A 26,143-nucleotide genomic window follows, 5' to 3' on the forward strand; every position below is an offset into this window, starting at 1 on the left:
GGATCCCATCCCATGATCGCTCTGTCCCTCGCGGAGATCGCCGAGATCGTCGGAGGTGACCTGCGCCCCGCCGCAGGTCACGATCCCGCATCGATCGTCTCCGGTGTCGTCGACACCGACTCGCGGCAGATGTCCACCGGCGGCATCTTCGTCGCCAAGCCCGGAGAGCACACCGACGGGCACCGATTCGTCGGTGCCGCGATCGAGAACGGCGCCGTCCTGGCGATCGTCGAGCACCCCGTCGACGAGGAGATCTCCCAGATCGTCGTGGCCGATGTGATCGACGCGATCGCCGAGCTCGCGCGGGCCGTGGTCGCACGGGTCCGCGCCGCGGGAGAGCTGCGCATCGTCGGCGTGACCGGCTCGAACGGCAAGACCACGACGAAGAACTTCCTCGCCCGCATCCTGCAGGACGAGGGCGAGACGATCGCGCCGATCGCGTCCTACAACAACGAGGTCGGCGCGCCGCTCACGATGCTGCGCATCACCGACCGCACGCGCTTCCTGGTGTGCGAGTTCGGCGCGAGCGCGCCGGGGGAGATCGCGCGCCTCGCCGGTCTCGTGAACCCCGACGTCGTGATCGAGCTCATGGTCGGCCTCGCCCATGCCGGGGGATTCGGCGGCATCGAGGAGACGGCCCGGGCCAAGGCGGAGCTCGTCGAGGCTGCGGCGCCCGGCGGAACGGCCGTGCTCAACCTGGACGACGCGCGCGTGGCGGGCATGGCGCCCCTCGCCGAGCAGCGGGGCCTGCGGATCGTCGGGTTCGGACAGGGCCCCGCGGCCGAGGTCCGCGCCGCCGGCATCGACGTCACGGCGTCGGGCACCTCGTGCACCGTGCACGTGGACGGCCAGGCGCTGCCGCTGCGGCTGCAGGTGCTCGGTGCGCACCACGTGAACAACGCCCTCGCCGCCATCGCCGCGACGCGCGCCCTGGGCGTCGCGCCGGCCGAGGCGATCGCCCGCCTGGAGACCGTGCAGCTCGCCGAGCGGTGGCGGATGCAGCCCATGGGCGGCGCCGATGTGCGCATCATCAACGACGCGTACAACGCGAGCCCCGACTCGATGGCCGCCGCCCTGCGCACCCTGGCGCAGATCACCGGTCCCGGTGAGCGCACCGTGGCGGTGCTGGGGGCGATGAGCGAGCTCGGCGAGACGGCGGGCGACGAGCACGACCGCATCGGCCTGCTCGCCGTGCGCCTCAACATCCAGCGCATCGTCGTCGTCGGCGCCGAGGCGCGCCGTCTGTACCTCGCCGCCGTGGGGGAGGGCTCCTGGGACGGCGAGGCCGTGCATCTGCCCGACGCCGATGCCGCCTTCGAGTACCTGAAGACCGAGCTGCGTCCCGGCGACAGGGTGCTCGTGAAGTCGTCCAATTCCGCGGGGCTCCGGTTCCTCGGAGATCGTCTGGGAGAATCGTTCTCGTGAGATCTCTGCTGACCGCCGCCGCGATCTCCCTCGCGTTCACTCTCCTGCTCACGCCGGTGTTCCTCCGGCTGTTCCGGAAATGGGGCTGGGGACAGGTCATCCGCACGCCGGAGTCGATCGCCAACCCGAGCCACCAGGCCAAGCGCGGCACGCCCACCATGGGCGGCGTCATCTTCATCCTCGGCACGATCATCGGCTACGGCATCGGCACGTTCACCGGCGGCAGCTACCCGACGGCCTCCGGCCTGCTGGTGATCTGGCTGATGGTCGGCTTCGGCGTCGTCGGGTTCATCGACGACCACATGAAGCTGCGCCAGCAGCAGAGCGCCGGTCTCTCCGGGTGGCGCAAGATCCTCGGACAGGTGCTCGTCATGGTGCCGTTCGGCGTGGTCGCCCTCCTGGTGCGCAGCCCCGCGGGCAACACGCCGGCGAGCGGATTCATCTCGCTCTTCCGCGACATCCCCGTGCTGTCCCTGTTCGCCCTCGGCCCGATCATCGGCTGGCTGCTGTACCTGCTCTGGATCTCGGTGATCGGCATCGCGACCTCCAACAGCGTGAACCTCACCGACGGGCTCGACGGCCTCGCCGCCGGGTGCGCCGTCTTCGTGATCGGCGCATACAGCCTCATCTCGTTCTGGCAGTTCAAGCAGTCCTGCGCGGCCGAGTCGCTGTCGCCCTCGTCGCTCGCCGGGTGCTACGACGTGGCGCACCCGTTCGACCTCGCCGTCATCTCGGCGTCCTTCGTGGGGGCGCTCATCGGGTTCCTCTGGTGGAACGCGCCCAAGGCCAAGGTCTTCATGGGCGACGTCGGGTCCATGTCCATCGGCGGCGTGATCACGGCGCTCGCGATCCTCACCCGCACCGAGCTGCTGCTGGTGCTGCTGGCGGGCGTGTTCATCATCGCGTCCGGATCCGTGATCGTGCAGCTGACGTACTTCAAGCTCACCCGCGGCAAGCGGCTGTTCCTGCAGAGCCCGTTCCACCACCACCTGGAGATGCGCGGGTGGCCCGAGGCGACGATCGTGGTGCGGATGTGGATCATCGCGGGCCTGCTCTCGGTCTCGGCGTTCGGGCTGTTCTACGTCGAGTGGCTGAGGCTGACCAGCTCATGACCCGCGATCTCGACTCCCTGACCAGCTGGCACGCCGACTGGCGGGGCCTGCGGGTCGCCGTGCTCGGACTGTCGGTGACCGGCTTCTCCGTCGCCGACACCCTCACCGAGCTCGGCGCCGAGGTGCTCGTGCTCTCCGAGAGCGCGACCGAGGAGTACGAACGGCTCGTGCCGCTGATCGGCGCCCGGCTGTGGATCGGGGATCTCGGATCCGTGCCGGCACCGCTCGAGGAGTTCGCGCCCGAGGTGGTCATCGCCTCGCCCGGATTCTCCCCGTCGCATCCGGTGATCGCGTGGACCCGTGCGCAGTCGATCCCGCTCTGGGGTGACGTGGAGCTCGCCTGGCGCGTGCGCGACAAGGTGCTCCGCGCCGACGGCACCGCCGCCGAGTGGGTGTTCATCACCGGCACGAACGGCAAGACCACCACCACGCAGCTGACGGCGACCATGCTCGTCGCCGGGGGGCTGCGCGCCGCGCCGTGCGGCAACATCGGCGTGCCGGTGCTCGACGCGGTGCGCGACCCGGGCGGCTTCGACGTGCTCGTGGTCGAGTTGTCCAGCCATCAGCTCTGGTACCTGGGGCTCACCGACCCCGCAGCGCAGCCCGTGCCGTGGGCCGCGACCTGCCTCAACCTCGCCGACGACCACCTGGTCTGGCACGGCAGCGCAGAGGCCTACCGCGAGGCGAAGGCGCTGGTGTACCGCAACACCCGGGTGGCCTGCGTCTACAACAAGGCCGATGCCGCGACCCAGCGCATGGTCGAGGACGCGGACGTGATCGAGGGCGCCCGCGCCATCGGATTCGGACTCGGCGTGCCCGGTCCGAGCGATCTCGGGATCGTCGAGGGGATCCTCGCGGACCGCGCCTTCCTCGACGACCGGCGTCACAGCGCGCTCGAGCTCACGACCGTGGCCGACCTCGCGGCGCACGGTCTGAACGCCCCGCACATCGTGCAGAACATCCTCGCCGCGGCGGCGCTGTCGCGATCGCTCGGCGTCGAGCCTGCCGCCATCGCCCGCGCGCTCGACGACTTCCGCCTGGACGCGCACCGCATCCAGGTCGTCGCCCGTGCCGCGGGCATCACCTGGGTGGACGACTCGAAGGCCACCAACCCGCACGCCGCCCAGTCGTCGCTGCGGGCGTTCCCCGGCGCGATCTGGATCGTCGGCGGGGATCTGAAGGGCGTCGACCTGTCCGAGCTCGTGGCGGGCGCCGGCGCCACGGCCCGCGCGGCGCTCGTGATCGGCGCCGACCGCAGCCACCTGCTCGAGGCGTTCGCACGACACGCGCCCGCGGTGCAGGTGGTGGAGGTCGTCCCCGGCGACACTGAAGAGGTCATGACCCGCGTGGTCGAACTGGCGGCGGGCATCGCCCAGGACGGGGACACCGTGCTCCTCGCTCCCGCGGCGGCGTCCTTCGACCAGTTCGCCAGCTACGCGGATCGCGGCCACCGCTTCGCCGAGGCGGTGCGGCAGTGGATCGAGCAGGGGAGCGCCGGTGACGCAGGTGGGAGCACGCCCGACGCCGGTGCCTGAGCCGCGCGTCGACGGGCTCGCCGCCCGGGTGAGGCTCGGCCGCGTGTTGCGCCCCGTGTCCACGGAGTTCGCCCTGATCGCGTCAACGTCGCTGCTGCTGACGGTGTTCGGGCTCGTGATGATCCTGTCGGCGTCCAGCGCGAACGCGGTGGAGGGCGGTCAGGATCCGTTCGCGATCGTGATGACCCAGGCTCTCGTCGCGGCGATCGGGATCCCGCTCATGTTCCTGATGAGCCGGTTCCCCGTGATGTTCTGGAAGCGCACCGCGTGGCTCGTCCTGATCGGCGCCGTCGGCCTGCAGATGCTCGTGTTCACCCCGCTCGGGTACGAGAACGACGGAAACACGAACTGGCTGCGGATCGCCGGACAGGTGGTCCAGCCCTCCGAGTTCATCAAGCTCGCCCTCGCGGTGTGGGCGGGCTTCATCCTGTGGCGCAAGCAGGAGCTGCTGGGGCGCTGGAAGCACGTGTTCATCCCGCTCATCCCGGTCGGCTTCCTCGCCATCGCCGCGGTGCTCGGCGGCAAGGACCTCGGCACGTCGATGATCCTCTTCCTCGTCATCCTCGGCGCGCTGTTCTTCTCCGGGGTGCGGCTGCGGATCTTCATCCTCCCGCTGCTGACCTCGCTGACGGCGGTGCTCGGGTTCGCCTTCGCCGACGAGCGGCGACGCGCCCTCATCCTCGGCGTGTTCGACCACTCCAACGACACCAGCTGCTACCTCACCACGTGCTATCAGCAGGTGCACGCGATCTGGGGCATGGCGAACGGCGGCATCTTCGGGCTCGGCCTGGGCAACTCGCGGGAGAAGTACGGGTGGCTCCCTGCCGCATCCAACGACTACATCTTCGCGATCGTGGGGGAGGAGCTCGGCCTGATCGGCTGTGCGCTCGTGCTCGCCCTGTTCGTGCTGTTCGCCGTGGCCGTGTTCCGGATGATCCGCAGGACCGACGACCTCTTCGTGCGCGTGACCTCCGGCGGCATCGTGGTGTGGATCCTCTCCCAGGCGCTGATCAACATCGGCGTCGTCCTCCGCGTCTTCCCGGTCCTGGGCGTGCCCCTGCCGTTCATGTCCCAGGGTGGCACGTCGCTGCTGTCGGTGCTGCTGGCCTGCGGCGTGCTGCTGTCGTTCGCGCGCACGCTTCCCGCGCCCGCGCCGCGCTCCGTCCAGGCCGGTCCGGTACGCTCCTGAAGTGACCACGTACCTTCTGGCCGGCGGCGGGACCGCCGGTCACGTCAACCCGCTGCTCGCCGTCGCCGACGGCCTGCGCGCCCGTGACCCCGAGACCGGCGTGCTCGTGCTCGGCACCCGGGAGGGCCTCGAGTCGCGGCTCGTCCCGCAGCGCGGCTACGAGCTGCTCATCGTCGACAAGGTGCCGTTCCCGCGCCGCCCGAACGGGGCCGCGCTCGCCTTCCCCGCGCGCTTCGCCCGCGCTGTGAAACAGGTGCGCGCCTACATCCGCGAGCACGGCGTCGACGAGGTCATCGGCTTCGGCGGGTACGCCTCGGCGCCCGCGTACGTCGCCGCTCGCCGGGAGGGCGTGCCGTTCGTCGTGCACGAGGCCAACGCGCGTCCAGGCATGGCCAACGTGCTCGGCGCCCGCACGGCGGCGGCCGTCGGCGTCGCGTTCCCGGGCACGCCGCTGCGCGGTGCGGAGGTCGTCGGCATGCCGCTGCGCCGCGAGATCGTCGACCTGGACCGGGCGGAGACGCGCGCGGAGGCGGCCGCGGAGTTCGGGCTGGATCCGGCGCGTCCCGTGCTGCTGGTGTTCGGCGGCTCGCTGGGCGCGCAGCGGCTCAACGAAGCGATCGCCGGATCCTGGCAGGACATCCTCGACGCGGGGTGGCAGCTCCTGCACGCGACCGGCGACCGCTCCGACATGCCCGACCCCGGCGTCCCGGGTTACACCCTGCGCCGCTACTTGGACCGCATGGACCTGGCGTTCGCCCTGGCGGATCTCGTGCTGTGCCGCTCCGGCTCGGCCACCGTCAGCGAGATCAGCGCCCTCGGGATCCCGGCGGTCTACGTGCCCTACGCGGTCGGCAACGGCGAGCAGCGTCTCAACGCCGCAGCGGCCGTCGACGCCGGCGCAGCGCTCCTCATCGACGACGCCCGGCTCACCCCGGACAGCGTCCGCGGCGAGATCGTGCCGCTGCTGCAGGACGCTCCGCGGCGCGCTGCCATGCGTGCGGCCGCGGAACACGTCGGCTCCCGCACCGGGACCGAGGATCTCATCGCCCTCGCCGACCGCGCGCTGTCGCGCTGACGCCGGTCCGCCGGCCGCGGACACCGCGAGGCGGCGAGCCAGGGCCCGCTGCCGCCCACCCCGACTTAGGATGATTCAGCCCGTAAGGACGAAAGAGCCATGATCAGACCCGACCTCTCCCTGCCGATCCCCGAAGACATCACCGCCGCGCATTTCATCGGCATCGGCGGCTCCGGCATGTCGGGTCTGGCCCGCATGTTCCTCGATGCGGGCATCCGCGTCTCCGGCAGCGACCGCGCGGACAGCGCGAACCTGCAGGCCCTCGCCGCCCTCGGCGCCGATGTGCACGTCGGACACGATGCGGCCCACCTGGGCGATGCGGACACGGTCGTGCACACCGGTGCGATCTGGCCCGAGAACCCGGAGTTCGTGCTGGCGAAGCAGCGCGGGCTGCACGTCATCCACCGCTCGCAGGCGCTGCACTGGCTCATCGGCGGGCGTCGCCTCGTCTCCGTCGCGGGCGCGCACGGCAAGACGAGCTCGACCGGCATGATCGTCGTCGCCCTGCGCGAGCTCGGCGCGGACCCCAACTTCGTCAACGGCGGCGTGATCGAGCAGCTCGGCACGTCCAGCTCCTCCGGCGCCGACGACCTCTTCGTCATCGAGGCCGACGAGTCCGACGGCACCTTCCTGCTGTACGACACCTCGGTCGCGCTGATCACGAACGTCGACCCCGATCACCTGGACCACTACGGATCCGACGAGGCCTTCCACGACGCGTTCGTCACCTTCGGGAACGGCGCCCGCGATGCCGTCGTGATCTCCAGCGACGACCCCGGCGCCCTGCGCGTCCGGGCCGGGATCACCCACCCGAACGTGATCTCCTTCGGGTTCGCGGACGACGCGGATCTGCGGATCACCGACGTGCTTACGGACGGACCGGTCGCCGCGACGCTGACCATGCACGGCGAGTCCGCACGCATGCAGCTGCGGGTGCCGGGCGTGCACAACGCGATCAACGCCGCGGGCGCCGTCGCCGTGCTCACGACCCTCGGGTACCCGCTCGCCGACGCCACCCGGGCCGTGCAGGCCTTCGCCGGCACCGTGCGCCGCCTCGAGCTGCACGGGGTGGAGCGCGGCGTGAGCGTCTACGACGACTACTCGCACCACCCGACCGAGGTGCGCGCGGCGCTCGAGGCCATGCGCACGATCGTGGGCGACGGCCGCATCATCGCGATCCAGCAGCCGCACACCTACTCGCGCACCCAGCACATGTACCGCGAGTTCGCCGAGGTGCTGGAGACCTACGCCGACCACACCGTGATGCTCGACGTCTACGGCGCCCGCGAGGACCCGGTGCCCGGCGTGACCGGCGAACTGGTCAGCGGAGCGTTCGCCGACCCGCGCAACGTGCACTACGTCGCAGACTGGCAGCAGGCGGCCGACTACACGGCGACCGTGGCGCGCGACGGCGATTACGTGATCACGCTCGGCTGCGGCAACGTGTACCAGATCATCCCGCAGGTGCTGGACGCGCTGCGCACCACCGCCGAGGGCTGACCGTGCGCCGGCCGTCCGCGATCCCCGTCTCCGCGCCGCCCGCCGAGCACGGCGACCTCCGTGCCGACGAGCCGGATCGCGTCGGCCGGGGCGCGACGTCCGCGTTCGAGGAGCGCGGTGCAGGGACGGCCGAGGAGGCCGGCCGGCAGGGGGGTGCAGGGCCGATCCCGCTCGGCCGCGGTGCGACGCCGGGCGCGGCGCGCGCCGGTGCCGGAGAGGACGACGCGCACGCGGGGGCTCCGCACGAGGGGCCGCTGACCGCGCTCGACCTGTGGCGGGCCACGCGCGCGCGCCGCCGGGCCCTGCGCAGCGAGATCCGGCGATTCACGCAGCGATCCCGCCGCCGCCGGATCGGCTGGATCGTCGGCGCGGCGCTGGCGCTGCTCGTCGTGGGCGGCAGCGTCGGCGCGGCGTACAGCCCGCTGTTCGCCGTGCAGACGATCACGGTCGAGGGCACCGGCGCCCTCAAGCCCGCGGACGTGCAGAAGGCCCTGGCCGGACAGCTCGGCCGTCCGCTCGCGCTGGTGGATCCGAGCGCCGTCAAGGCCGCCCTCGTGCGGTTCCCGCTCATCGAGACCTATCGCCTCGAGGCGCATCCGCCGCACGATCTCGTGGTGCGCATCGTGGAGCGCACGCCGGTCGGCGTCCTGCAGCAGAGCGACGGGCGCTTCACGGTCGTCGACGCGGCGGGCGTCGTGCTGTCCACTTCGGAGGAACGGCCGGCGGGATACGCCCTGATCGAGATCGACGGCGGCACCGGCACGCCCGCGTTCTCCGCCGTCGGCACCGCGCTGCGCACGCTCCCGGCGGAGCTCAGGGCGCAGGTGGACAGCGCGGCCGCATCCACCCCGGACGACATCGTCCTGCAGCTGGCCGGCGGCGCGAAGATCGTCTGGGGGAGTGCGGACCAGTCGGCCGAGAAGACCCTCGCCCTGCAGGCCCTGATGAAGGCGAACCCGGGGGCGTCGAGCTACGACGTGTCCTCGCCGGGCGTCGGCGTCGTCGGCTGAGCACGAATATCCGAAGCGATCGCGCGGAGCCGCGTGTCGCTTGGTGTCTGCGCGCCCCGCGCCGCTTACCTTCGATCCAGAGAAAGCAATACCGGGAAATACTTTAACCTTCCGCTTGAGGTTTAAGGTTGCCCTCGGCTCGAGGCTCGAAATACATCGGAGGACGGGATGAGCCAGAACCAGAACTACCTCGCCGTGATCAAGGTCGTCGGTGTCGGCGGTGGTGGCGTCAACGCTGTCAACCGCATGATCGAGCTCGGCCTGCGAGGCGTCGAGTTCATCGCCATCAACACCGATGCACAGGCGCTGCTCATGAGCGACGCCGACGTCAAGCTCGACGTCGGCCGCGACCTGACCCGCGGCCTCGGCGCCGGAGCCGATCCCGAGGTCGGCCGTCGTGCCGCCGAGGATCACGCGGAGGAGATCGAGCAGGCGCTGACCGGCGCGGACATGGTCTTCGTGACCGCGGGCGAGGGCGGTGGCACCGGAACCGGCGGCGCCCCCATCGTCGCCCGGATCGCGAAGTCGATCGGGGCGCTGACCATCGGCGTGGTGACCAAGCCGTTCTCCTTCGAGGGGCGCCGCCGTCAGAGCCAGGCCGACGCCGGCGTGGCGAAGCTGAAGGAAGAGGTCGACACCCTCATCGTGGTGCCCAACGACCGTCTCCTCGAGATCAGCGATCGCGGCATCTCCATGATCGAGGCTTTCGCGACCGCCGACCAGGTCCTCCTCGCCGGTGTGCAGGGCATCACCGATCTGATCACCACCCCCGGTCTGATCAACCTCGACTTCAACGACGTCAAGTCGGTCATGCAGGGCGCGGGCTCCGCGCTCATGGGCATCGGATCCGCCCGCGGTGCGGATCGTGCGATCAAGGCGGCCGAGCTCGCCGTCGAGTCGCCCCTCCTGGAGGCGTCCATCGAGGGCGCGCACGGCGTGCTGCTTTCGATCCAGGGCGGATCGAACCTCGGCATCTTCGAGATCCACGACGCCGCCGACCTCGTCAAGGAGGCGGCGCACCCCGAGGCGAACATCATCTTCGGAACGGTGATCGACGACACCCTCGGCGACGAGGTGCGCGTCACCGTGATCGCGGCGGGTTTCGACAGCGGCGAGCCGACGCTGCGCCTGGACCCGCAGATCTTCTCGCGCACCTCCGCTCCGGCGGCTGTGGAGAAGACCGCGACCGAGGAGGCCGAGGAGAAGGCCGCCGATGAGGCGCCGCGCGAGACCGCCCCGGTGACCGTGCCGTCGATCCCGCCGGTGCACACGAGCATCGAGCCCGCCTTCGACGAGAGCGACCTCGACATCCCCGAGTTCCTCAAGTGACCTTTCGAGGGGCCCAGGGTGAACTCTCAGCATGAGCTGAGCGTCGCCGAGCGGCTGTCCGCGATCGATGCAGCGATCGCGGACGCCGCGCGGCAGGCGGGACGCGACGCGGGCGACATCACCCGCATCGTCGTGACCAAGTTCCATCCGGCGTCGCTGGTGCAGGAGCTGTACGACCTCGGCGTCCGGGATGTCGGCGAGAACCGGCAGCAGGAGCTCTCCGCCAAGGTGGACGCGCTTCGTCAGGCTCCGGCTCCCGGCACGGAAGGCCTGCGCTGGCACTTCATCGGGCAGGCGCAGACGAACAAGGCCGCGCAGATCCGCCGAGCGGCCCAGGCCGTGCACTCGATCGACCGTGCCCGAATCGCCGATGCGTTCGACCGCGCCGCCGCTGACGACGGACCGCTCGACGTGCTGCTCCAGGTCAACCTCACCGACGACCCCGGCCGCGGCGGAGTGGCACCGAAGGAGCTGGAGATGCTCGCCGAGCACGTTCTGGCACTGCCGACGCTGCGCCTGCGCGGCCTGATGGCGGTCGCACCGCTGGGCGAGGAGCCTGCTGCGGCGTTCGCCCGCGTGCACGACTACGCCTCCCGGCTGCGGGCGATCGCCCCGGATGCCGATTGGATCTCCGCCGGGATGACCGGGGATTTCGTCGAGGCGATCGCGGCAGGCGCGACACACCTTCGCATCGGCACCGCAATCACAGGGCCGCGACCCGCCCAGGGTTAGCCTCGAATCAGAACCACCCCTACACGTTCGGAGGACACGATGGGGAACCCGCTGAAGAAGACCATGGTGTACCTCGGCCTCGCCGATGAGGAAGAGGTCTACGAGGACGTTCCCGCCTCGCACGGCGCTCGCCAGGAGCACGAGCCCGCCCGTCGGGAAGAGGTCCGTCGTGAGCGCGAGGAGGTCAAGGCCGCACCGGTCACGCCGCTGCGCCGCCCGACCGCGGTCCGTCAGCCCTCCGCAGGCGCAGTGAACGAGATCCTCACGGTCCACCCCAAGCAGTACCGTGACGCTCAGGTCATCGCCGAGAGCTTCCGTGACGGCATCCCGGTGATCATCAACCTGTCGCAGATGAGCGACGCCGACGCCCGTCGGCTGATCGACTTCGCGAGCGGCCTCTCCCTCGGCCTCTACGGCCGGATCGAGCGCGTGACGAGCAAGGTCTTCCTGCTGTCGCCGGAGAGCATCGCGGTCTCGGGCCAGGGTGGTATCGCCGGGGGCGACGAGCCCGCGCTCGCGCACTCCTGACACGTGGTGGTGGCGCCCGCGATCTCCGTGATCGCAGCGATCCTCAACATCCTGCTGCTGCTGTACCTGCTCACGCTGTTCGCGCGCGTGATCCTGGAGTGGATCCCCATCTTCGACCGCTCATGGCGCCCTCGCGGCGCGGGGTTGATCGCGGCCGAGATCGTCTACACCATCACGGATCCGCCCGTCAGGATGTTCCGACGCCTCATTCCTCCGCTGAGGATCGGACCTGTCGCATTCGACATGGGACTCACGCTCACGATGATCGTCGTGCTGATCCTGCTGTCGATCACGCGATCCTTCCTCTGACCTGCCGCTCGCGCGTCCGTCTGCGCGTCGGCCCGCCTTCGCGGCGCAGGTTTCAGACGGCTATGCTTTTCAGAAGGTGCCCGCCGCAAGGCGGGTGCCTCGTGTCCACCGGCCACCGAGAACTCATCGAAAGAGGAGCCACCAATGGCACTGACCCCGGATGACGTCGTCACCAAGCAGTTCCAGCACGTCCGTTTCAAGGACGGCTTCGACCCGGACGAGGTCGACGACTTCCTCGACGAGGTCGTGCTCGAGTGGCGCAAGGCGCTCGACGAGAACGCCGAGCTGAAGGCCAAGCTGGCCGCCTACGAGTCGGGGGAGAAGGTCGCCGCTCCGGTCGCCGAGGCTCCTGCCGCTGCCGCGCCGGCCGCTGAGGGCGGGGCTCCCGCTGCGGCGACCGCAGGCATCATCGAGCTCGCGCAGCGCCTTCACGACGAGCACGTCGCCGAGGGCAAGTCGCAGCGCGACCAGCTCATCGCCGACGCCAAGGCTCAGGCCTCGAAGATCCTCGCCGACGCCGAGCAGAAGTCGCGCGAGGAGACCGCGCGCCTGGAGCGCGAGCGCAACGTGCTCGAGAGCAAGATCGCCGAGCTGCACGACTTCGAGCGCTCCTACCGCACCCAGCTGCGCAGCTACATCGAGGGTCAGCTCCGCGACCTCGACGAGAAGGGCGGCCCCGCAGGGGACGCCTCCGCTCAGTAAGGAGCCCCGTTGGCCCGGCGTCAACCGCTTCCTGGTTCGGCGGCCGGCGCGATCATTGCGATCCTCGCAGTGCTCGTGCTGGCCGCCGACCAGTTTGTGAAGTACCTCACTATCACGCGTCTTCCGGAGCAGAAGGTCGTCCCGGTCCTCGGGGAGTTCCTGCAGCTGTTCTCCATCCGCAACTCCGGAGCGGCGTTCTCGATCGGCGCGGGCTTCACCTGGATCTTCACGATCGCGCTGGCCGTCGTCGCCGGCGTGATCGTCTGGAAGGCGTTCTCCGTCCGCTCCCGGCTCTGGGCCGTCGTGCTCGGTGCGCTCCTGGGCGGGGTGCTCGGGAACCTCACGGATCGCGTCTTCCGCGAACCCGGCTTCCCCGTCGGTCACGTCGTCGACATGATCTCCATGCCGTGGATGCTCCCGGCCATCTTCAACGTGGCCGACATCTTCATCGTCACGGGGATGATCTCCATCGCGTTGCTGATCATCACGGGCCTGCGCCTGGACGGATCCCGTGAGCGCGACCACGCGAAGTCGGACGAGGAGCACGAGCGGTCTGAGGCGGCGGACGAGACGCACGGGTCGACCGAGGAGGCCGACGCCCCGGAGTCCGCCCGCCCGCACCCCACCGAGACGGGGATCTGACGGTGGAGTCCCGTGCCCTTCCGGTCCCGGACGGACTGGACGGTGTCCGCGTCGACGCGGCCCTGGCCAAGATGCTCGGCTTCTCGCGGACGTTCGCCGCCGAGGTCGCCGAAGCCGGGGGAGTGACGCTCGACGGGGTCACTCTCGGCAAGTCCGACCGGCTGCGCGCTGGCGGGTGGCTGGACGTCGAATGGGCGCCCAAGCAGGAGCCGCGCATCGAGCCGATCGCCGTGCCCGAACTGGGCATCGTGTACGACGATGACGACATCGTCGTGGTCGACAAGCCCACAGGAGTCGCCGCGCACCCCTCGCTCGGGTGGGACGGGCCCACGGTCGTCGGCGCTCTCGCCGCGGCGGGCTTCCGCATCGCGACGAGCGGCGCTCCCGAGCGCCAGGGCGTCGTGCACCGGCTCGACGTCGGGACGAGCGGACTGATGGTGGTCGCCAAGACCGAGGCCGCGTACTCCGCGCTCAAGCGCGCCTTCAAGGAGCGCACCGTCGACAAGGTGTACCACGCCGTCGTGCAGGGCCATCCGGATCCGCTCGCCGGAACGATCGATGCGCCCATCGGGCGCCACCCGAACCACCCCTGGAAGTTCGCGGTGATCCCGGACGGCAAGCCGTCGGTCACCCACTACGAGACCCTCGAGGCGTTCCCCGGGGCATCTCTGCTCGAGATCCATCTGGAGACGGGACGCACGCACCAGATCCGCGTGCACATGGCCGCTCATCGACACCCGTGCGTCGGAGATCCCCTGTACGGCGCCGACCCCAGGCTCTCCGCACGGCTCGGTCTCACCCGGCAGTGGCTGCACGCCCACCGGCTGGGATTCGCGCACCCGATCACGGGTGAGTGGGTGCAGACCGAGTCACCGTATCCCGCCGACTTCCAGCACGCGCTCGACGTGCTCCGCGGGGAGGTCTGACCGGACCCCGGGCGGGGCGGTCAGGAGTGCTCAACCGTCAGAGAGGCAGTTCGGCGGTGGCGGCGACGACGCCGTCCAGAGTCGCCTCGAGGAATCGCACGACGCGCTCGGGATCCTCATCCCGGTCGATGACGAGGCTGATCAGCGTCTCCTCGGTGAACGAGACCCACGCCCGCATTGCGACGCGCAGGGCCGGGGTGTCGGGGGTGCCGAGCTCGGTGAACGCGTCGATGAGTCGCTGGGCGTTCAGATCCCTGGACTCGTCGACGACGCGGCGCACCGCGGGGTCGCCGCTCGCGATGCCGCGGACCAGGGAGTGGAAGGTTCCCTGGTGCTGGCTCACGAACTCCGTGATGCGCAGCAGCGTGTCGCGGATCCGCGCCCGCGGTTCGAGATCGTCACGCGGCTCGGAGGCGCGCAGCAGGCTGTCCCGCGCCATGGTGACGACGGCGAGCTGCATCCCCTGGCGCGTGTCGAAGTAGTGGAACAGCAGCGGGCGGGAGACGCCCGCGCGCTGCGCCAGCACATCCATCGTCAGCTCGTCGAGCGAGTGGTCCGCGAGGAAGTTGACGCCGGTCGCGATCAACTGCGCGCGGCGCTCTTCCGGTGTCAGGCGGGCACGTCGCTCCTCGGGCATGCTTCCGAGCCTAGCGGCGCTGCCCAGGCGGGAACGCCGTGTTGACTCTGAGTCAACGAGCAATATACTCGAAAAGGTGAGCGCCGCCGCAGCAGTCGGCGCACTGGAGGAGGATCGATGAAGTTCCCGAAGACCGACCGTGTCCGCAAGCTCGGCGCATCGCACGCCGGCCGCATCGCGCTCGTCGCGATCCCCGCGGGAGTCGTGGCCGCCGCGCTCATGGGCGGCGTCGCCCAGGGCGCCGTCCCGGTGTCGTTCGCGGTATCGGGGAGCCAGTTCCAGATCAGCGCGTCGCAGCTGGAGGGCTCCGGCTTCTCGCAGTACGCGGGTGTCGCGAAGGACACGGAGGGCAAGGAGCACACGGTCGCTATCGCGAACATCAAGAGCGCGACGCTGGCGGATCTGTGCCAGTCCGTCATCACCGACACCCCGCTCGGCAAAGTCGGCGTGCTCATCAAGGCCGGCGGCAACGGGAACCCCGCGTCCGCGAGCGACCTGCAGATCGGCATGACCGGCCTCAAGGGCGACGCCTCATTCGGCGCCATCCGCATCGGTGTCGACGCGTCGACGGTCAACACCGAGGCGAAGGGCAGCGCGGGCGACTTCGCCCAGGACGCCGACTCGGTCTCCATCAAGAACCTGCAGCAGACGGCCTGGAGCACCCAGGCCTCGGTGTTCACGCTCACGGGCATGACGCTGGAGCTGACGGACGGTTCGCAAGGATGCTTCTGAGGAACGACGCCGCGATGACCGACGAGACGGACGGGCGGGGATCCGCGCGACGCCGGGGACGCGACGCCGGGCCCGGCGCGCTGCGACCCGTCCGGCCCGCAGTCGAGCCTTCCGTCGTCGCGGAGCGGTCCGAAGAGGCGCGCGCGCCGGAGCCGAGAGTGCGAGGCTTCCGCCGCTGGCGCAGACAACGCCCGTTCGCGGGTGGCGTCCTCGTCGCGCTCGGGGGCGTGGAGATGTTCTTCTCGGGTCAGCTCGACATCGGGCACCTGCACGTGCAGCTCGGCATCGAGGGGCTGCAGGCGACGATCATCCCGATCGCTCTGCTGCTGCTCGGGATCCTCGCCGTCCTGATGCCCGCGCATCACGTGTTCTACGGGATCCTGGCCCTCGTCGTGGCGATCTACTCGCTGATCGGCGTGAACCTCGGGGGGTTCATCGTCGGAATGCTGCTCGCTGGCACCGGCGCGGTGCTCGTGGTGGCCTGGATGGGGCCGCGGACCTCTGCGGCGGACTCCCCTGAGGCGGACTCCGTGGCGGAAGAGGGCGTGTCGTGATCGGATCGCGCCGTTCGGGAGCCGTGGTCCTCGCGGTCCTCGCGCTGCTCGCTCCGATGACACTGGGCGCTGCTGCGGCACCGGCGTCGCGACCGGCAGCCCTGTGCATCCCGTTGCTGTGGTGCCCTTCCCCGAGTCCGACGCCGACTCCCACGCCCACCCCGGCGCCGGGCACTCCCGGCACCGCCACGCCGGGGCTCCCCGCCGTGCCGGGCGCGCCCTCGGCTCCGGGTTCGACGACGCCCGCGGCACCCGGGTCGCCGACGCCGGCGCCGACCCCGGTGGCGGCCGCGAAGGACGACGGTGCTCCGATCTTCACCAAGACGCCCGCGTCGATGGGCTCCCAGGGGCTGTCGTTCACGGGTCTGAGCGGCATCGCGATCGTGGATGTGCCCACGGTCGACGGCGGCACGGTGCGCACCCTGAAGATCTCCGCGGACTCGATCACCATCAGCGGCTTCTCGCTCACCGTGCGCCCGCCGGACAAGGCCGGTCTGGTGACGAACGCCGACACGATGACGCTGAAGGGGCACGTGAGCGTGTACCTCGGCTCGATCACCGCCACCACGCAGGACGGCCGAGCGCTCACGCTCGGGACCGACACGCCCCCGCCGCTGGACGACGTCGCGCCGGGGCTGCTCCGCGTCACGATGGGGCTCGTCGGAACGGTCGCCGACTCGATCAGCTACACGAACACCGATCAGCGCATCGTCGAACCGTGATGTCCGTCCCTCGGGGCAGACTGGGCGCATGAGCATCGAAGTGCGGCCGGCGACGGTCTTCGAGGATGTCGCGACGCTGGTGGGGCCGAAGAATCCGACATCGCAGTCGTGCTTCTGCCTGAGCTACCGCATCCCGAGCAAGGAGAGCCAGGCGCTGCGCGGGGAGGCGAGGGCGGAGCGCGTGCGAGGTCTCTGCGCCGAGGATCCGCCTCCGGGAGTGCTCGCGTACCTCGACGACGAGCCGGTCGGCTGGGCCGCGGTGCATCCGCGGCGCGACACGTCCTTCGCCCGCAACCGGCTGATCCCGGAGGTCGATGACCTCGACGTGTGGTCGCTGTGGTGCCTGCGCGTGCGGCCGGGGTATCGCAAGCAGGGCATCACGCACACGCTCATCGACGGTGCGGTCGCCTTCGCCCGCGAGTACGGCGCGCCCGCCATCGAGGCGTATCCGGTCGACAACCGCGGCGCGAAGGTGGACTTGACGATGGCGTACGTCGGCACCCGGGCACTGTTCGAGGCCGCCGGATTCACGAAGGCCGCGGACACCGGATCCGTGATCAACGGATTCCCCCGCGTGCTGATGCGGCGGGATCTGCGCTAGGCGCTGCGACTGCTCAGCTCTCAGCTCTTCGGCGGTCGTCCGCCGCGGAAATGCGCGGGATCGTCCTCGGCAACCGCGAGAGCGATCTTGCGCACGTCGGCGTCATCCACGTCGCCCATGGCGGCGAGGTCGTAGAAGCCGACCTCGGTGAGCTCGCCGTCCGCCGGGTGCGGTTCGCCGGACACCCAGCTGCAACGGAACACCAGATCCAGGTAATCCACCTGGTCGCCGTTCGCGTAGGTGGTGCGAGGCAGCTGCTGCACCAGCGCGAGTCGCTCGACCTTCACGGTCACGCCGGCCTCCTCCAGGCACTCCCGCACGGCGGTGTCCGCCGGCTCCTCGCCGGGCTCGACGATGCCCGAGATCGCCTGCCAAGCGCCGTTGTCGGCGCGCTTGCCGAGCAGCACCTTCTCATCGCGGAACACGATCGCGGTCACGCCGACGAGGTTCAGCGGGGCTTGGCCGATGTGCTCGCGCAGGGCGACGACGAAGTCGGGGGTGCTCATAGAACCAGGCTATCGGCGTCCTGCAGGGGACCGACGCGTCGATGCCGGAGAATACGAGCACCGTCGGGAAAGCCGTTTCGGCGAACTTGGAACCGTCATCCTTCTTTCAGGCAATACATAGTGTGAGCACAGACAGCGAGATCATTCAGCGGTCGCTCGGGCAGCCCCGTGCGTTCGCGGAATTGTTCGACCGGCACGCAGGGGCGCTCGGCGGCTACGCCGCCCGGCGCCTCGGCGCGGACGCCGGCCAGGACATCCTGAGCGAGACGTTCCTGGTCGCGTTCGCACGAAGAGCCTCATTCGACACGGCCTGGGATTCGGCACTTCCGTGGTTGTACGGGATCGCCTCCCGGCTGATCCGGAAGCATCGTGCGACCGAGGCGAAGCACCTTCGCTCGAGTGCGGAGTTCGCGCGTCGCGAGGAGATCATCTCGCACGGCGGCCTCGATTCGACGATCGCACGCCTCGACGCCGAACTCTCGACGAGGGAACTCGCTCCTCGCATCGCCGCGCTGTCCGGAAAGGAGCGCGAGACGCTGCTCCTCTACGCCTGGGGCGACCTGACGTACGAGGAGGTCGCGCAGGCGCTCGGCGTCCCGGTAGGGACCGTCCGATCGAGGATGAACCGCGTGCGCACGAAGCTGGATCCCGCCCGGGTGACGACGCCCGCACGGGTCATGACGAAGGAAGGAGAGGTCGATGGACGTTTTCGAGCGCGTGCGTGAGGTGAATGCGGGGGCGGGCCTCACGGCGGAGCAGATCGCGACGGCTCGGTCGCGCATCCTCGGCGGGATCGACGATCGTGCTGCCGTGGCGCGCAAGCGCGCGTCGCGGCGCCCGATGTATCTGATCGCCGGAGGCGCCGTCGGTGTCGCCGCGATCACGACAGCGGTTCTCGTCGTCAACCAGCACGCTGCGCCCGCGCCGCAGGTGGAGGCGGTGCCGGCTCCGACCGCGAGTCCGGTGCCGACGCCGGAGCCCACACCGTCACCGTCCCCGTCTCCGGGCACGGGAGCGGGCACGGGCATCGTCGAGCCTTTCCCCGGCACGACGCCGCAGGCGGGACAGTATCTTGAGATCAGTTCGACCGTGGCGATGCTTCGCTACCGTGGCCCCGACACGGCGCAACCATACGAATGGCTCTTCCGGGACAATTACACGTCCCAGCCGCCGATTTCTGCGCTGCTGGTCCAGGGGCAGCGATCGATGTTCGTCCCTGCCGACAGAACGGCCGAGTGGATAAGCGTTGATGGACCGCAGAACGAACGGATCCGGTCTTTTCCGGATCCGCAGACAGCTGAGGACGGACAAGCATGGGCCACGATGCTCCCCGAGGACGGCGGGAGAAAAACCGTACGCGACACAGGAGAAGCGCTGGTAGGCAACTACCTCTGGAACCGGGATTACACCATCTACCCGCGCGATCCCCAGGCTTTGCTCGGTTACCTTCGTGACTTCTTCGCGCCCACTGGCAGCAGCAGGGAGGACTCTGTGGCGACCGCCATCGTCGCACTGCTCAGGTCAAACCTGGCCCCGCCGGAAGTGCGGCGGACTTTCATCGACGCGCTCGCGATTTCGGGCCTCGCAACGGTCGAGTCCGTCGACGGTTCGGTGACGACGTACGGCATAGACATCACGACGGTCAATCCACATCGCGAGACGGTGTCGATCGACGCCACCACGGGGTGGGTCGTCCAATACACGGAGACCACAAGCCGGAATGACGGTGGGCTCGTCCCGACGTCGATACCTGATCTTCGGATCACGTCGACGGTGTCGATCGTCGACTCGGCTCCGTAGCCGGCTCAGAGTTTCGGCCCGGACCCCTCGGGGTCCGGGCCGAACACTTCGACGCTCAGCGTCAGTGCCCGAAAGTAGACTCGAGGCATGGCATCAGACTCCTTCGTCCACCTGCACGTGCACAGCGAGTACTCGATGCTGGACGGGGCTGCGCGCATCCAGCCGCTCGTGCAGGAGGCCGTGGCTCAGGGCATGCCCGCCGTCGCCGTCACCGACCACGGCAACACGTTCGCGGCCTTCGAGTTCTACAAGGCGGCGCAGGCCGCGGGCATCAAGCCGATCATCGGCATCGAGGCGTACGTCACCCCGGGGACCCACCGCAGCGACAAGTCCCGCGTGCAGTGGGGAACGCCCGAGCAGCGCAGCGATGACGTCTCCGGATCCGGTGCCTACACGCACATGACGCTGCTGTCCGAGACCACGGAGGGCATGCACAACCTCTTCCGCCTCTCGTCGATCTCGAGCCTCGAAGGCTACTACTTCAAGCCGCGCATGGACCGCGAGATCCTGCAGAAGTACTCCAAGGGGCTGATCGCGACGACCGGCTGTCCCTCCGGCGAGATCCAGACCCGCCTGCGGCTCGGGCAGTACGACGCGGCGCGGGCGGCGGCCGCCGAATTCCAGGACATCTTCGGCAAGGAGAATTACTTCGCCGAGATCATGGACCACGGACTCGAGATCGAGAGGCGGGTCACCGGCGACCTGCTGCGGATCGCGAAGGACCTGGGGATCCCGCTCGTCGGCACGAACGACCTTCACTACACGCATCAGCACGACGCCAAGAGCCATGAGGCGCTGCTCTGCGTGCAGTCCGGATCCACGCTCGCCGACCCGAACCGGTTCAAGTTCGACGGCGACGGCTACTACGTGAAGTCGGCGGCGGAGATGCGCCAGATCTTCCGTGACCACCCGGAGGCGTGCGACAACACGCTGCTCATCGCGGAGCGCTGCGACGTGTCGTTCAACACCAGTGCGAACTTCATGCCGCGGTTCCCGGTGCCGCCCGGGGAGACCGAGGAGAGCTGGTTCATCAAGGAGGTCGAGAAGGGCCTGCACTTCCGGTACCCGAACGGGATCCCGGATGCCGTGCGCAAGCAGGCCGACTACGAGGTCGAGGTCATCTCGTCCATGGGCTTCCCCGGCTACTTCCTCGTCGTCGCCGACTTCATCAACTGGGCCAAGGACAACGGCGTGCGCGTCGGTCCGGGCCGTGGCTCCGGCGCCGGTTCCATGGCGGCCTACGCCATGAGGATCACCGACCTGGATCCGCTCGAGCACGGTCTCATCTTCGAGCGCTTCCTCAACCCGGACCGCGTCTCGATGCCCGACTTCGATGTCGACTTCGACGACCGCCGCCGTGGCGAGGTGATCCAGTACGTCACCGAGAAGTACGGCGACGAGCGAGTCGCCCAGATCGTCACCTACGGCACCATCAAGGCCAAGCAGGCGCTGAAGGACGCCGGACGCGTGCTCGGCTTCCCGTTCAGCATGGGGGAGAAGCTCACCAAGGCCATGCCGCCCGCCGTGATGGGCAAGGACATGCCTCTGGACGGGATGTTCAACCCGGAGCACCCGCGGTACAAGGAGGCCAGCGAGTTCCGCGCCGTGATCGAGTCGGATCCGGAGGCGAAGACGGTCTTCGACACCGCGCTCGGTCTGGAGAACCTGAAGCGCCAGTGGGGTGTGCACGCGGCGGGCGTGATCATGTCGTCGCATCCGCTGATCGACATCATCCCGATCATGAAGCGCGAGCAGGACGGCCAGATCGTCACGCAGTTCGACTACCCCTCGTGCGAGTCGCTCGGCCTCATCAAGATGGACTTCCTGGGGCTGCGCAACCTCACGATCATCTCGGACGCGCTCGCCAACATCCGGATGAACCGCGGCGAGGAGCTCGTCCTCGAGGACCTGTCCCTCGACGACCGCGCCTCGTACGAGCTCCTCGCGCGCGGCGACTCTCTGGGCGTGTTCCAGCTCGACGGCGGGCCCATGCGCGCGCTCATGCGCCTCATGAAGCCGGACAACTTCGGCGACATCTCGGCGCTCATCGCGCTGTACCGTCCCGGCCCCATGGGGGCGAACTCGCACACGAACTACGCGCTGCGCAAGAACGGCCTGCAGGAGATCACGCCGATCCACCCCGAGTTCGAGGAATCGCTCAAGGACATCCTGGAGGAGAGCTACGGCCTCATCATCTACCAGGAGCAGGTGATGGCGATCGCGCAGCGTGTAGCGGGATTCTCGCTCGGCCAGGCAGACATCCTCCGCCGTGCGATGGGCAAGAAGAAGAAGTCCGAGCTGGACAAGCAGTTCGAGGGCTTCCAGGCCGGCATGCATGCGAACGGCTATTCCGACGGTGCGGTGAACGCGCTGTGGGAGATCCTGCTGCCGTTCTCCGACTACGCCTTCAACAAAGCCCACTCGGCGGCCTACGGGGTGATCTCGTACTGGACGGCCTACCTCAAGGCGCACTATCCCGCGGAGTACATGGCGGCGCTGCTGACCAGCGTCGGCGATTCCAAGGACAAGATGGCGCTGTACCTCAACGAGTGCCGTCGCATGGGCATCAAGGTGCTCCCGCCCGACGTGCGCGAGTCGATCAACTTCTTCGCGGCCGTCGGGGAGGACATCCGCTTCGGTCTCGGCGCCGTGCGCAACGTGGGAACCAACGTCGTCGAGGGCATCGTGCAGGCGCGGCAGAAGGAGAACTTCACCTCCTTCCACGACTTCCTCAAGAAGGTGCCGCTGCATGTCGCGAACAAGCGCACCGTCGAATCGCTGATCAAGGCCGGTGCCTTCGACTCGATGGGCGACACCCGGCGCGCGCTCGTGGAGATCCACGAGGACGCCGTCGAGGCCGCCGTCGACCAGAAGCGCAACGAGGCGCAGGGGGCGATCGGATTCGACTTCGACAGCCTCTACGACGAGGTGGAGGAGGTCGCGCCGCCGAAGGTGCCGAACCGGCCCGAGTGGACGAAGAAGGACAAGCTCGCCTTCGAACGCGACATGCTCGGCCTGTACGTGTCGGATCATCCTCTAGCCGGTCTCGAGGTGCCGCTGGCCAAGCACGCCTCGATCGCGATCAACAACCTGCTCGAGTCGGAGGACCTGCAGGACGGCGACCAGGTCACGGTCGCGGGCCTCGTGACCAGCGTGCAGCACCGCGTCGCCAAAGCCAGCGGCAACCCCTACGGCATGATCACGGTCGAGGACTTCCACGGCGAGATCACGATCATGTTCATGGGCAAGACGTATCTGGAGTTCCAGAGCATGCTCCAGCAGGACGCGATCCTCGCCGTGCGCGGGCGGATCTCGCGGCGCGATGACGGCATGAACCTGCATGCGCAGTCGGCGTTCACGCCGGACGTGGGGGCGTTCGACGCAGCGGGACCGCTGTCGCTGCTGGTGCCGGAGCAGCGCGCGACCGAGCGCGTGATCGAGGATCTGGCCGACGTGCTGCGCCGGCACGCGGGCGAGACCGAGGTCATGCTGAAGATGCACCGGGGCGGCCGCGCGAAGGTGTTCGAGGTGCCGCTGCCGGTGACGGTCACCGCTGACCTGTTCGGCGATCTGAAGTCGCTGCTCGGCCCGCAGTGCCTGGGCTGAGTCGGACCGGCCGGGCCGTCGGGCGGACGTGTCCCCGCACGGAGTCCGCTCAGGAGGTCTGCAAACCCGCCGGGTAGTATCGGGTCCCGTTCGACGGCCGCCCCTCAGACGGCCGCACGACGAAAGGAAGCACTGATGACCGGCGACGTCCCCTTCGCTGCGATGATGCAGGGCGATGAGAACCCGACATCGACCCCCGAGGCCAGCGCCGCCGAGACGGCACAGGAGGACTCCCTCCCGGCGCCCGCGCCCCAGGAGGGCTACTTCGGCTTCACGCTGCGCGAGCTGATCATCGTCGGACTGTGGCTGGTCGCGTTCGTGGTGTCGTTCGTGCCCTGTGCTGCCGTCGTCCGCGACGGCTCCGCGACCGTCTGGACCATGAACGGGGCCTGGATCCTCACGATCGGCGTGCCCACGGCCGCCGTGTTCCTCGTCGTGCTGCGCCGGCTGTCGCCCGAGGGCATCCGCCGGGTCGGATCCCTCGGCATCGATCAGTTCGCATCCGTCGCGTTCACCGTCGCCCTGGTCAGCTGGACGGTGCTGCTGTGGCAGCAGCTCGACCTCCTCGCCGTGCTGCACCGCAGCGCGCTTGCGACCTGGCCTCTGTGGCTGGAGATCCTGTGCCTGCTGGGCCTGGTCGTGGTCACCGTGTTCGCCGCGCTCGTCCCTGGGATCCGCGACGACTTCGAGGACCGCACGGAGACTCTGGCGCACCGCAACGCGAATCCCGTGCGTCCCGTGTTCACCCGCCCCCGCCCGGTGCGGGCGCGGGGGAGCGTCTCCGATCCGCAGAACGACGACGACGTCGATCCCGGGCTGCTGCACCAGAACGAGGTCGCTGCGGACGCGCACCTCTCCGCGGGTGCGACGGGTGCGGCGGTCCCCGGCGGGGCCGGGTACGTGCCCGACCACCACCGCGAGTCGTTCCTCGCGGCGGGGGAGAACCTCGGCGGTTCCGGTGTCATGGCCGGCGGTGCGCCCGACACCGCTGCGGCCCCCGCGTCCGGTTCGCCTGCCGCGGCCGAAGCCGAGGCGCCGGCCGCCGCGGACGCCCCGACCATCGCGATCCCCGAACCTGCGGCGTCGCTGCCCGACGACGAGGCCGTGCCGCCGGCGTCGTCCGAGGACGAACCGACCACGCGCGCCGAGGCCCGGCGCAGCGCGACGTCGTCGGGACCCGTGCCCACGATCGAGTCCGCCGCCCCGTCGGAGGATGACGGCGCCGCCGCCGGCCACCCGGCGGAGGACGGGACCGCCCCGTCGGGTGATGCGGATGCGGCGTCGAGCACCGCGCCCTCGGCGCCGCGCGACCTGTCGGACACCATGACCGAGGTGCTCGGCGACCTGCTCGTGCCGTCACCGGTGGACGATGTCGCCACCCACGCCGTCGACGTCGTCGAGGGGAAGGATGAGGAGGCAGCCGCGCCGCCTTCCGGTCAGGCGCAGCCGTTCTGGGCGCTGGCGCCCGACATCCGGCCCGTTCATGACGCACGAGGTGACGAGATTTTCACGATCGGGCCCGATGCGTGGATCCTTGTTCTCGAGGATCGCGGCGGCGCCTTCGTCGTGCGACACGACGACGGCCGCGTCGGCTACCTGCACGACACCGACAACATGACCCGAGGCTGAGGACGCATGCAGACGATCGACCTGAGGGGACGCTCCCTCTCCACCGCCGAGATGCTGGCGGCGGTTCCGCGCGCCACGGCCGCGCGTGCCGAGGCGCTGGCGACCGCGACCGCGATCGTCGAGGACGTCCGTGTCCGCGGCGAGGAGGCCCTGCGCGAGCAGGCGGAGCGCTTCGACCGCGTCACCGGGCACGCGATCCGTGTCCCGCGGGAGCACCTCGATGAGGCGCTCTCGAACCTCGACCCGGTGATCCGCGAGGCGATCGAGAAGGCCATCGCGCGCGTGCGCCGCGCGTCCGAAGCGCAGGTCCCTGCCCCCGCCGTCACGGAGATCGGTCCGGGCGCGCGCATCCGGCAGCGGTGGCAGCCGGTCGGACGGGCGGGCGTGTACATCCCGGGCGGCAAGGCGGTATACCCGTCGAGCGTCATCATGAACGTCGTGCCCGCGCAGGTCGCCGGAGTCGGCAGCATCGCGCTGGCCTCCCCGCCTCAGCAGCAGGACGGCGACCGGGTGCACCCGACGATCCTGGCCGCGGCGGCCCTGCTCGGCGTGGACGAGGTGTACGCGATGGGTGGCGCGGGCGCGATCGGCGCCTTCGCATGGGGCGTCGAGTCTCTCGGCCTCGAGCCCGTCGACGTGGTCACAGGCCCCGGCAACAACTTCGTCGCCTCGGCCAAGCGCGCGGTCGCAGGCGTCGTGGGCACCGACTCCGAGGCGGGTGCGACCGAGATCCTCGTCGTCGCGGACGAGACGGCGGATCCGGAGCTCCTGGCCGCCGACCTCATCAGCCAGGCCGAGCACGACGAGCAGGCCTCCGCCGTGCTCGTCACCGACTCCGCCGCGCTTGCGGAGGCCGTGCAGGCGCGTGTGGCCGCGCGCGCCGAGACGACCCGTCACCGCGACCGCGTGCAGACGGCGCTGGCGGGCCCGCAGTCGGCGGTGGTGCTCGTCGACGACCGCGAGGCGGCGGTCGCGTTCAGCAACGCCTACGCGCCGGAGCACCTCGAGCTGCACCTGCGGGACGCGGCGGAGGCGGCCGACCTGTTCACGAGCGCAGGCGCCGTCTTCGTCGGCGAGGACAGCCCGGTGAGCCTCGGCGACTACCTCGCCGGGAGCAATCACGTGCTGCCCACCGGGGGTCAGGCGCGCTATGCGCCGGGGCTCGGCGCATACACGTTCCTGCGTCCGCAGCAGGTCATCGAGTACGACCGTGCCGCTCTCGCCGAGGTACGGCGCAGCATCGTCGCTCTGGCCGAGTCCGAGGCGCTCCCCGCGCACGGCGAGGCCATCGAGGCGCGCTTCGCCGCGGTGGCGGAGCCGGCAGCGTCCGCCGGGGCGTAGG

The 26,143-nt window shown here is 69.9% G+C and carries 25 protein-coding genes; 23 read left to right on the forward strand and 2 right to left on the reverse strand.

Annotated elements, in window-relative coordinates; translation table 11 throughout:
- Positions 1–12 precede the first annotated feature (12 nt).
- The 14 genes from AERO9AM_RS08010 to AERO9AM_RS08075 all read left to right on the forward strand — a co-directional run bounded on the left by AERO9AM_RS08010 (position 13) and on the right by AERO9AM_RS08075 (position 14,014).
- Positions 13–1,425 carry a UDP-N-acetylmuramoyl-tripeptide--D-alanyl-D-alanine ligase gene (locus AERO9AM_RS08010; RefSeq protein ID WP_159575665.1) on the forward strand — a complete coding sequence of 471 codons (1,413 nt, stop codon included), beginning with the start codon at positions 13–15 and terminating at the stop codon, positions 1,423–1,425.
- Positions 1,422–2,537, forward strand: a complete 1,116-nt coding sequence (gene mraY / locus AERO9AM_RS08015; RefSeq protein ID WP_159575666.1) for a phospho-N-acetylmuramoyl-pentapeptide-transferase — start codon at positions 1,422–1,424, stop codon at positions 2,535–2,537. The genes AERO9AM_RS08010 and mraY overlap by 4 nt, the downstream gene beginning before the upstream one ends.
- Complete coding sequence (gene murD, locus AERO9AM_RS08020; protein ID WP_159575667.1) at positions 2,534–4,072, forward strand: UDP-N-acetylmuramoyl-L-alanine--D-glutamate ligase; 1,539 nt, start codon at positions 2,534–2,536, stop codon at positions 4,070–4,072. The genes mraY and murD overlap by 4 nt, the downstream gene beginning before the upstream one ends.
- The gene (locus AERO9AM_RS08025) at positions 4,035–5,261 is read left to right on the forward strand and encodes a peptidoglycan glycosyltransferase FtsW (protein WP_236602536.1); all 1,227 of its coding nucleotides are present in this window, start codon (positions 4,035–4,037) and stop codon (positions 5,259–5,261) included. Before murD ends, AERO9AM_RS08025 begins: the two co-directional genes overlap by 38 nt.
- A gap of 1 nt (position 5,262) precedes the next feature.
- Positions 5,263–6,336, forward strand: a complete 1,074-nt coding sequence (locus AERO9AM_RS08030; protein WP_159575668.1) for a UDP-N-acetylglucosamine--N-acetylmuramyl-(pentapeptide) pyrophosphoryl-undecaprenol N-acetylglucosamine transferase — start codon at positions 5,263–5,265, stop codon at positions 6,334–6,336.
- Positions 6,337–6,435: 99 nt separating this feature from the next.
- Positions 6,436–7,836: a UDP-N-acetylmuramate--L-alanine ligase gene (murC, locus tag AERO9AM_RS08035; protein WP_159575669.1), complete on the forward strand. Its 1,401-nt coding sequence runs from the start codon at positions 6,436–6,438 to the stop codon at positions 7,834–7,836.
- A 2-nt stretch (positions 7,837–7,838) separates the two neighbouring features.
- Entirely contained in the window at positions 7,839–8,846 is a 1,008-nt protein-coding gene (locus tag AERO9AM_RS08040; protein WP_159575670.1) for an FtsQ-type POTRA domain-containing protein, read from the forward strand.
- Positions 8,847–9,014: 168 nt separating this feature from the next.
- Positions 9,015–10,175 (forward strand): cell division protein FtsZ, encoded by a 1,161-nt coding sequence (gene ftsZ / locus AERO9AM_RS08045; RefSeq protein ID WP_159575671.1) that lies wholly within the window; start codon positions 9,015–9,017, stop codon positions 10,173–10,175.
- Positions 10,176–10,211: 36 nt separating this feature from the next.
- Entirely contained in the window at positions 10,212–10,907 is a 696-nt protein-coding gene (locus tag AERO9AM_RS08050; protein WP_159577439.1) for a YggS family pyridoxal phosphate-dependent enzyme, read from the forward strand.
- Between the two features lie 39 nt (positions 10,908–10,946).
- Positions 10,947–11,435 (forward strand): cell division protein SepF, encoded by a 489-nt coding sequence (locus AERO9AM_RS08055; protein WP_159575672.1) that lies wholly within the window; start codon positions 10,947–10,949, stop codon positions 11,433–11,435.
- Between the two features lie 3 nt (positions 11,436–11,438).
- Positions 11,439–11,744, forward strand: coding sequence for a YggT family protein (locus AERO9AM_RS08060; protein WP_236602537.1), 306 nt, complete (start codon positions 11,439–11,441; stop codon positions 11,742–11,744).
- Between the two features lie 144 nt (positions 11,745–11,888).
- Positions 11,889–12,446, forward strand: coding sequence for a DivIVA domain-containing protein (locus tag AERO9AM_RS08065; RefSeq protein ID WP_159575673.1), 558 nt, complete (start codon positions 11,889–11,891; stop codon positions 12,444–12,446).
- A 9-nt stretch (positions 12,447–12,455) separates the two neighbouring features.
- Positions 12,456–13,088, forward strand: coding sequence for a signal peptidase II (gene lspA / locus AERO9AM_RS08070; protein ID WP_159575674.1), 633 nt, complete (start codon positions 12,456–12,458; stop codon positions 13,086–13,088).
- Between the two features lie 2 nt (positions 13,089–13,090).
- Positions 13,091–14,014 carry an RluA family pseudouridine synthase gene (locus tag AERO9AM_RS08075; protein WP_159575675.1) on the forward strand — a complete coding sequence of 308 codons (924 nt, stop codon included), beginning with the start codon at positions 13,091–13,093 and terminating at the stop codon, positions 14,012–14,014.
- A gap of 37 nt (positions 14,015–14,051) precedes the next feature.
- Here the strand turns inward: AERO9AM_RS08075 and AERO9AM_RS08080 are convergent, their stop codons facing one another.
- Positions 14,052–14,651 (reverse strand): TetR/AcrR family transcriptional regulator, encoded by a 600-nt coding sequence (locus AERO9AM_RS08080; RefSeq protein ID WP_159575676.1) that lies wholly within the window; start codon positions 14,649–14,651, stop codon positions 14,052–14,054.
- A 117-nt stretch (positions 14,652–14,768) separates the two neighbouring features.
- On the opposite strand from AERO9AM_RS08080, the gene AERO9AM_RS08085 reads away from it, so the two are divergent.
- From AERO9AM_RS08085 to AERO9AM_RS08100, 4 genes are read left to right on the forward strand one after another with little or no spacing between them, the layout of a single operon-like run.
- A complete protein-coding gene (locus tag AERO9AM_RS08085; protein WP_159575677.1) occupies positions 14,769–15,383 on the forward strand; it encodes a DUF6230 family protein in 615 nt (204 codons plus the stop codon).
- A gap of 14 nt (positions 15,384–15,397) precedes the next feature.
- Positions 15,398–15,937, forward strand: coding sequence for a DUF6114 domain-containing protein (locus AERO9AM_RS08090; protein WP_236602538.1), 540 nt, complete (start codon positions 15,398–15,400; stop codon positions 15,935–15,937).
- Positions 15,934–16,659, forward strand: a complete 726-nt coding sequence (locus tag AERO9AM_RS08095; RefSeq protein WP_159575678.1) for a hypothetical protein — start codon at positions 15,934–15,936, stop codon at positions 16,657–16,659. The genes AERO9AM_RS08090 and AERO9AM_RS08095 overlap by 4 nt, the downstream gene beginning before the upstream one ends.
- A gap of 28 nt (positions 16,660–16,687) precedes the next feature.
- The gene (locus tag AERO9AM_RS08100) at positions 16,688–17,260 is read left to right on the forward strand and encodes a GNAT family N-acetyltransferase (protein WP_159575679.1); all 573 of its coding nucleotides are present in this window, start codon (positions 16,688–16,690) and stop codon (positions 17,258–17,260) included.
- 20 nt (positions 17,261–17,280) lie between these two features.
- On the opposite strand, the gene AERO9AM_RS08105 is transcribed toward AERO9AM_RS08100, so the two are convergent.
- Positions 17,281–17,766, reverse strand: coding sequence for an NUDIX hydrolase (locus AERO9AM_RS08105; RefSeq protein WP_159575680.1), 486 nt, complete (start codon positions 17,764–17,766; stop codon positions 17,281–17,283).
- A gap of 122 nt (positions 17,767–17,888) precedes the next feature.
- On the opposite strand from AERO9AM_RS08105, the gene AERO9AM_RS08110 reads away from it, so the two are divergent.
- From AERO9AM_RS08110 to hisD, 5 genes are all read left to right on the forward strand, one after another.
- Positions 17,889–18,491, forward strand: a complete 603-nt coding sequence (locus AERO9AM_RS08110; RefSeq protein WP_201298609.1) for an RNA polymerase sigma factor — start codon at positions 17,889–17,891, stop codon at positions 18,489–18,491.
- The gene (locus AERO9AM_RS08115; RefSeq protein WP_159575682.1) at positions 18,466–19,566 is read left to right on the forward strand and encodes a hypothetical protein; all 1,101 of its coding nucleotides are present in this window, start codon (positions 18,466–18,468) and stop codon (positions 19,564–19,566) included. The genes AERO9AM_RS08110 and AERO9AM_RS08115 overlap by 26 nt, the downstream gene beginning before the upstream one ends.
- An 87-nt stretch (positions 19,567–19,653) precedes the next feature.
- Entirely contained in the window at positions 19,654–23,172 is a 3,519-nt protein-coding gene (gene dnaE, locus AERO9AM_RS08120; RefSeq protein ID WP_159575683.1) for a DNA polymerase III subunit alpha, read from the forward strand.
- Between the two features lie 135 nt (positions 23,173–23,307).
- A complete protein-coding gene (locus AERO9AM_RS08125) occupies positions 23,308–24,801 on the forward strand; it encodes a hypothetical protein (RefSeq protein ID WP_159575684.1) in 1,494 nt (497 codons plus the stop codon).
- Positions 24,802–24,807: 6 nt separating this feature from the next.
- The gene (hisD, locus tag AERO9AM_RS08130; protein WP_159575685.1) at positions 24,808–26,142 is read left to right on the forward strand and encodes a histidinol dehydrogenase; all 1,335 of its coding nucleotides are present in this window, start codon (positions 24,808–24,810) and stop codon (positions 26,140–26,142) included.
- The last annotated feature ends 1 nt before the right edge of the window (position 26,143 follow it).

Origin of the sequence: Microbacterium sp. 8M, from assembly GCF_902506375.1 — a bacterium.
Lineage (GTDB): Bacteria > Actinomycetota > Actinomycetes > Actinomycetales > Microbacteriaceae > Microbacterium.

What these genes read in the sequence shown, in the direction of transcription:
- AERO9AM_RS08010 (WP_159575665.1), top strand. Translation starts at nt 13, where the DNA reads ATGATCGCTCTGTCCCTCGCGGAGATCGCCGAGATCGTCGGAGGTGAC.
- murD (WP_159575667.1), top strand. Translation starts at nt 2,534, where the DNA reads ATGACCCGCGATCTCGACTCCCTGACCAGCTGGCACGCCGACTGGCGG.
- murC (WP_159575669.1), top strand. Translation starts at nt 6,436, where the DNA reads ATGATCAGACCCGACCTCTCCCTGCCGATCCCCGAAGACATCACCGCC.
- ftsZ (WP_159575671.1), top strand. Translation starts at nt 9,015, where the DNA reads ATGAGCCAGAACCAGAACTACCTCGCCGTGATCAAGGTCGTCGGTGTC.
- AERO9AM_RS08055 (WP_159575672.1), top strand. Translation starts at nt 10,947, where the DNA reads ATGGGGAACCCGCTGAAGAAGACCATGGTGTACCTCGGCCTCGCCGAT.
- AERO9AM_RS08065 (WP_159575673.1), top strand. Translation starts at nt 11,889, where the DNA reads ATGGCACTGACCCCGGATGACGTCGTCACCAAGCAGTTCCAGCACGTC.
- AERO9AM_RS08080 (WP_159575676.1), bottom strand. Translation starts at nt 14,651, where the DNA reads ATGCCCGAGGAGCGACGTGCCCGCCTGACACCGGAAGAGCGCCGCGCG.
- AERO9AM_RS08085 (WP_159575677.1), top strand. Translation starts at nt 14,769, where the DNA reads ATGAAGTTCCCGAAGACCGACCGTGTCCGCAAGCTCGGCGCATCGCAC.
- AERO9AM_RS08090 (WP_236602538.1), top strand. Translation starts at nt 15,398, where the DNA reads ATGACCGACGAGACGGACGGGCGGGGATCCGCGCGACGCCGGGGACGC.
- AERO9AM_RS08100 (WP_159575679.1), top strand. Translation starts at nt 16,688, where the DNA reads ATGAGCATCGAAGTGCGGCCGGCGACGGTCTTCGAGGATGTCGCGACG.
- AERO9AM_RS08105 (WP_159575680.1), bottom strand. Translation starts at nt 17,766, where the DNA reads ATGAGCACCCCCGACTTCGTCGTCGCCCTGCGCGAGCACATCGGCCAA.
- AERO9AM_RS08115 (WP_159575682.1), top strand. Translation starts at nt 18,466, where the DNA reads ATGGACGTTTTCGAGCGCGTGCGTGAGGTGAATGCGGGGGCGGGCCTC.
- dnaE (WP_159575683.1), top strand. Translation starts at nt 19,654, where the DNA reads ATGGCATCAGACTCCTTCGTCCACCTGCACGTGCACAGCGAGTACTCG.
- AERO9AM_RS08125 (WP_159575684.1), top strand. Translation starts at nt 23,308, where the DNA reads ATGACCGGCGACGTCCCCTTCGCTGCGATGATGCAGGGCGATGAGAAC.
- hisD (WP_159575685.1), top strand. Translation starts at nt 24,808, where the DNA reads ATGCAGACGATCGACCTGAGGGGACGCTCCCTCTCCACCGCCGAGATG.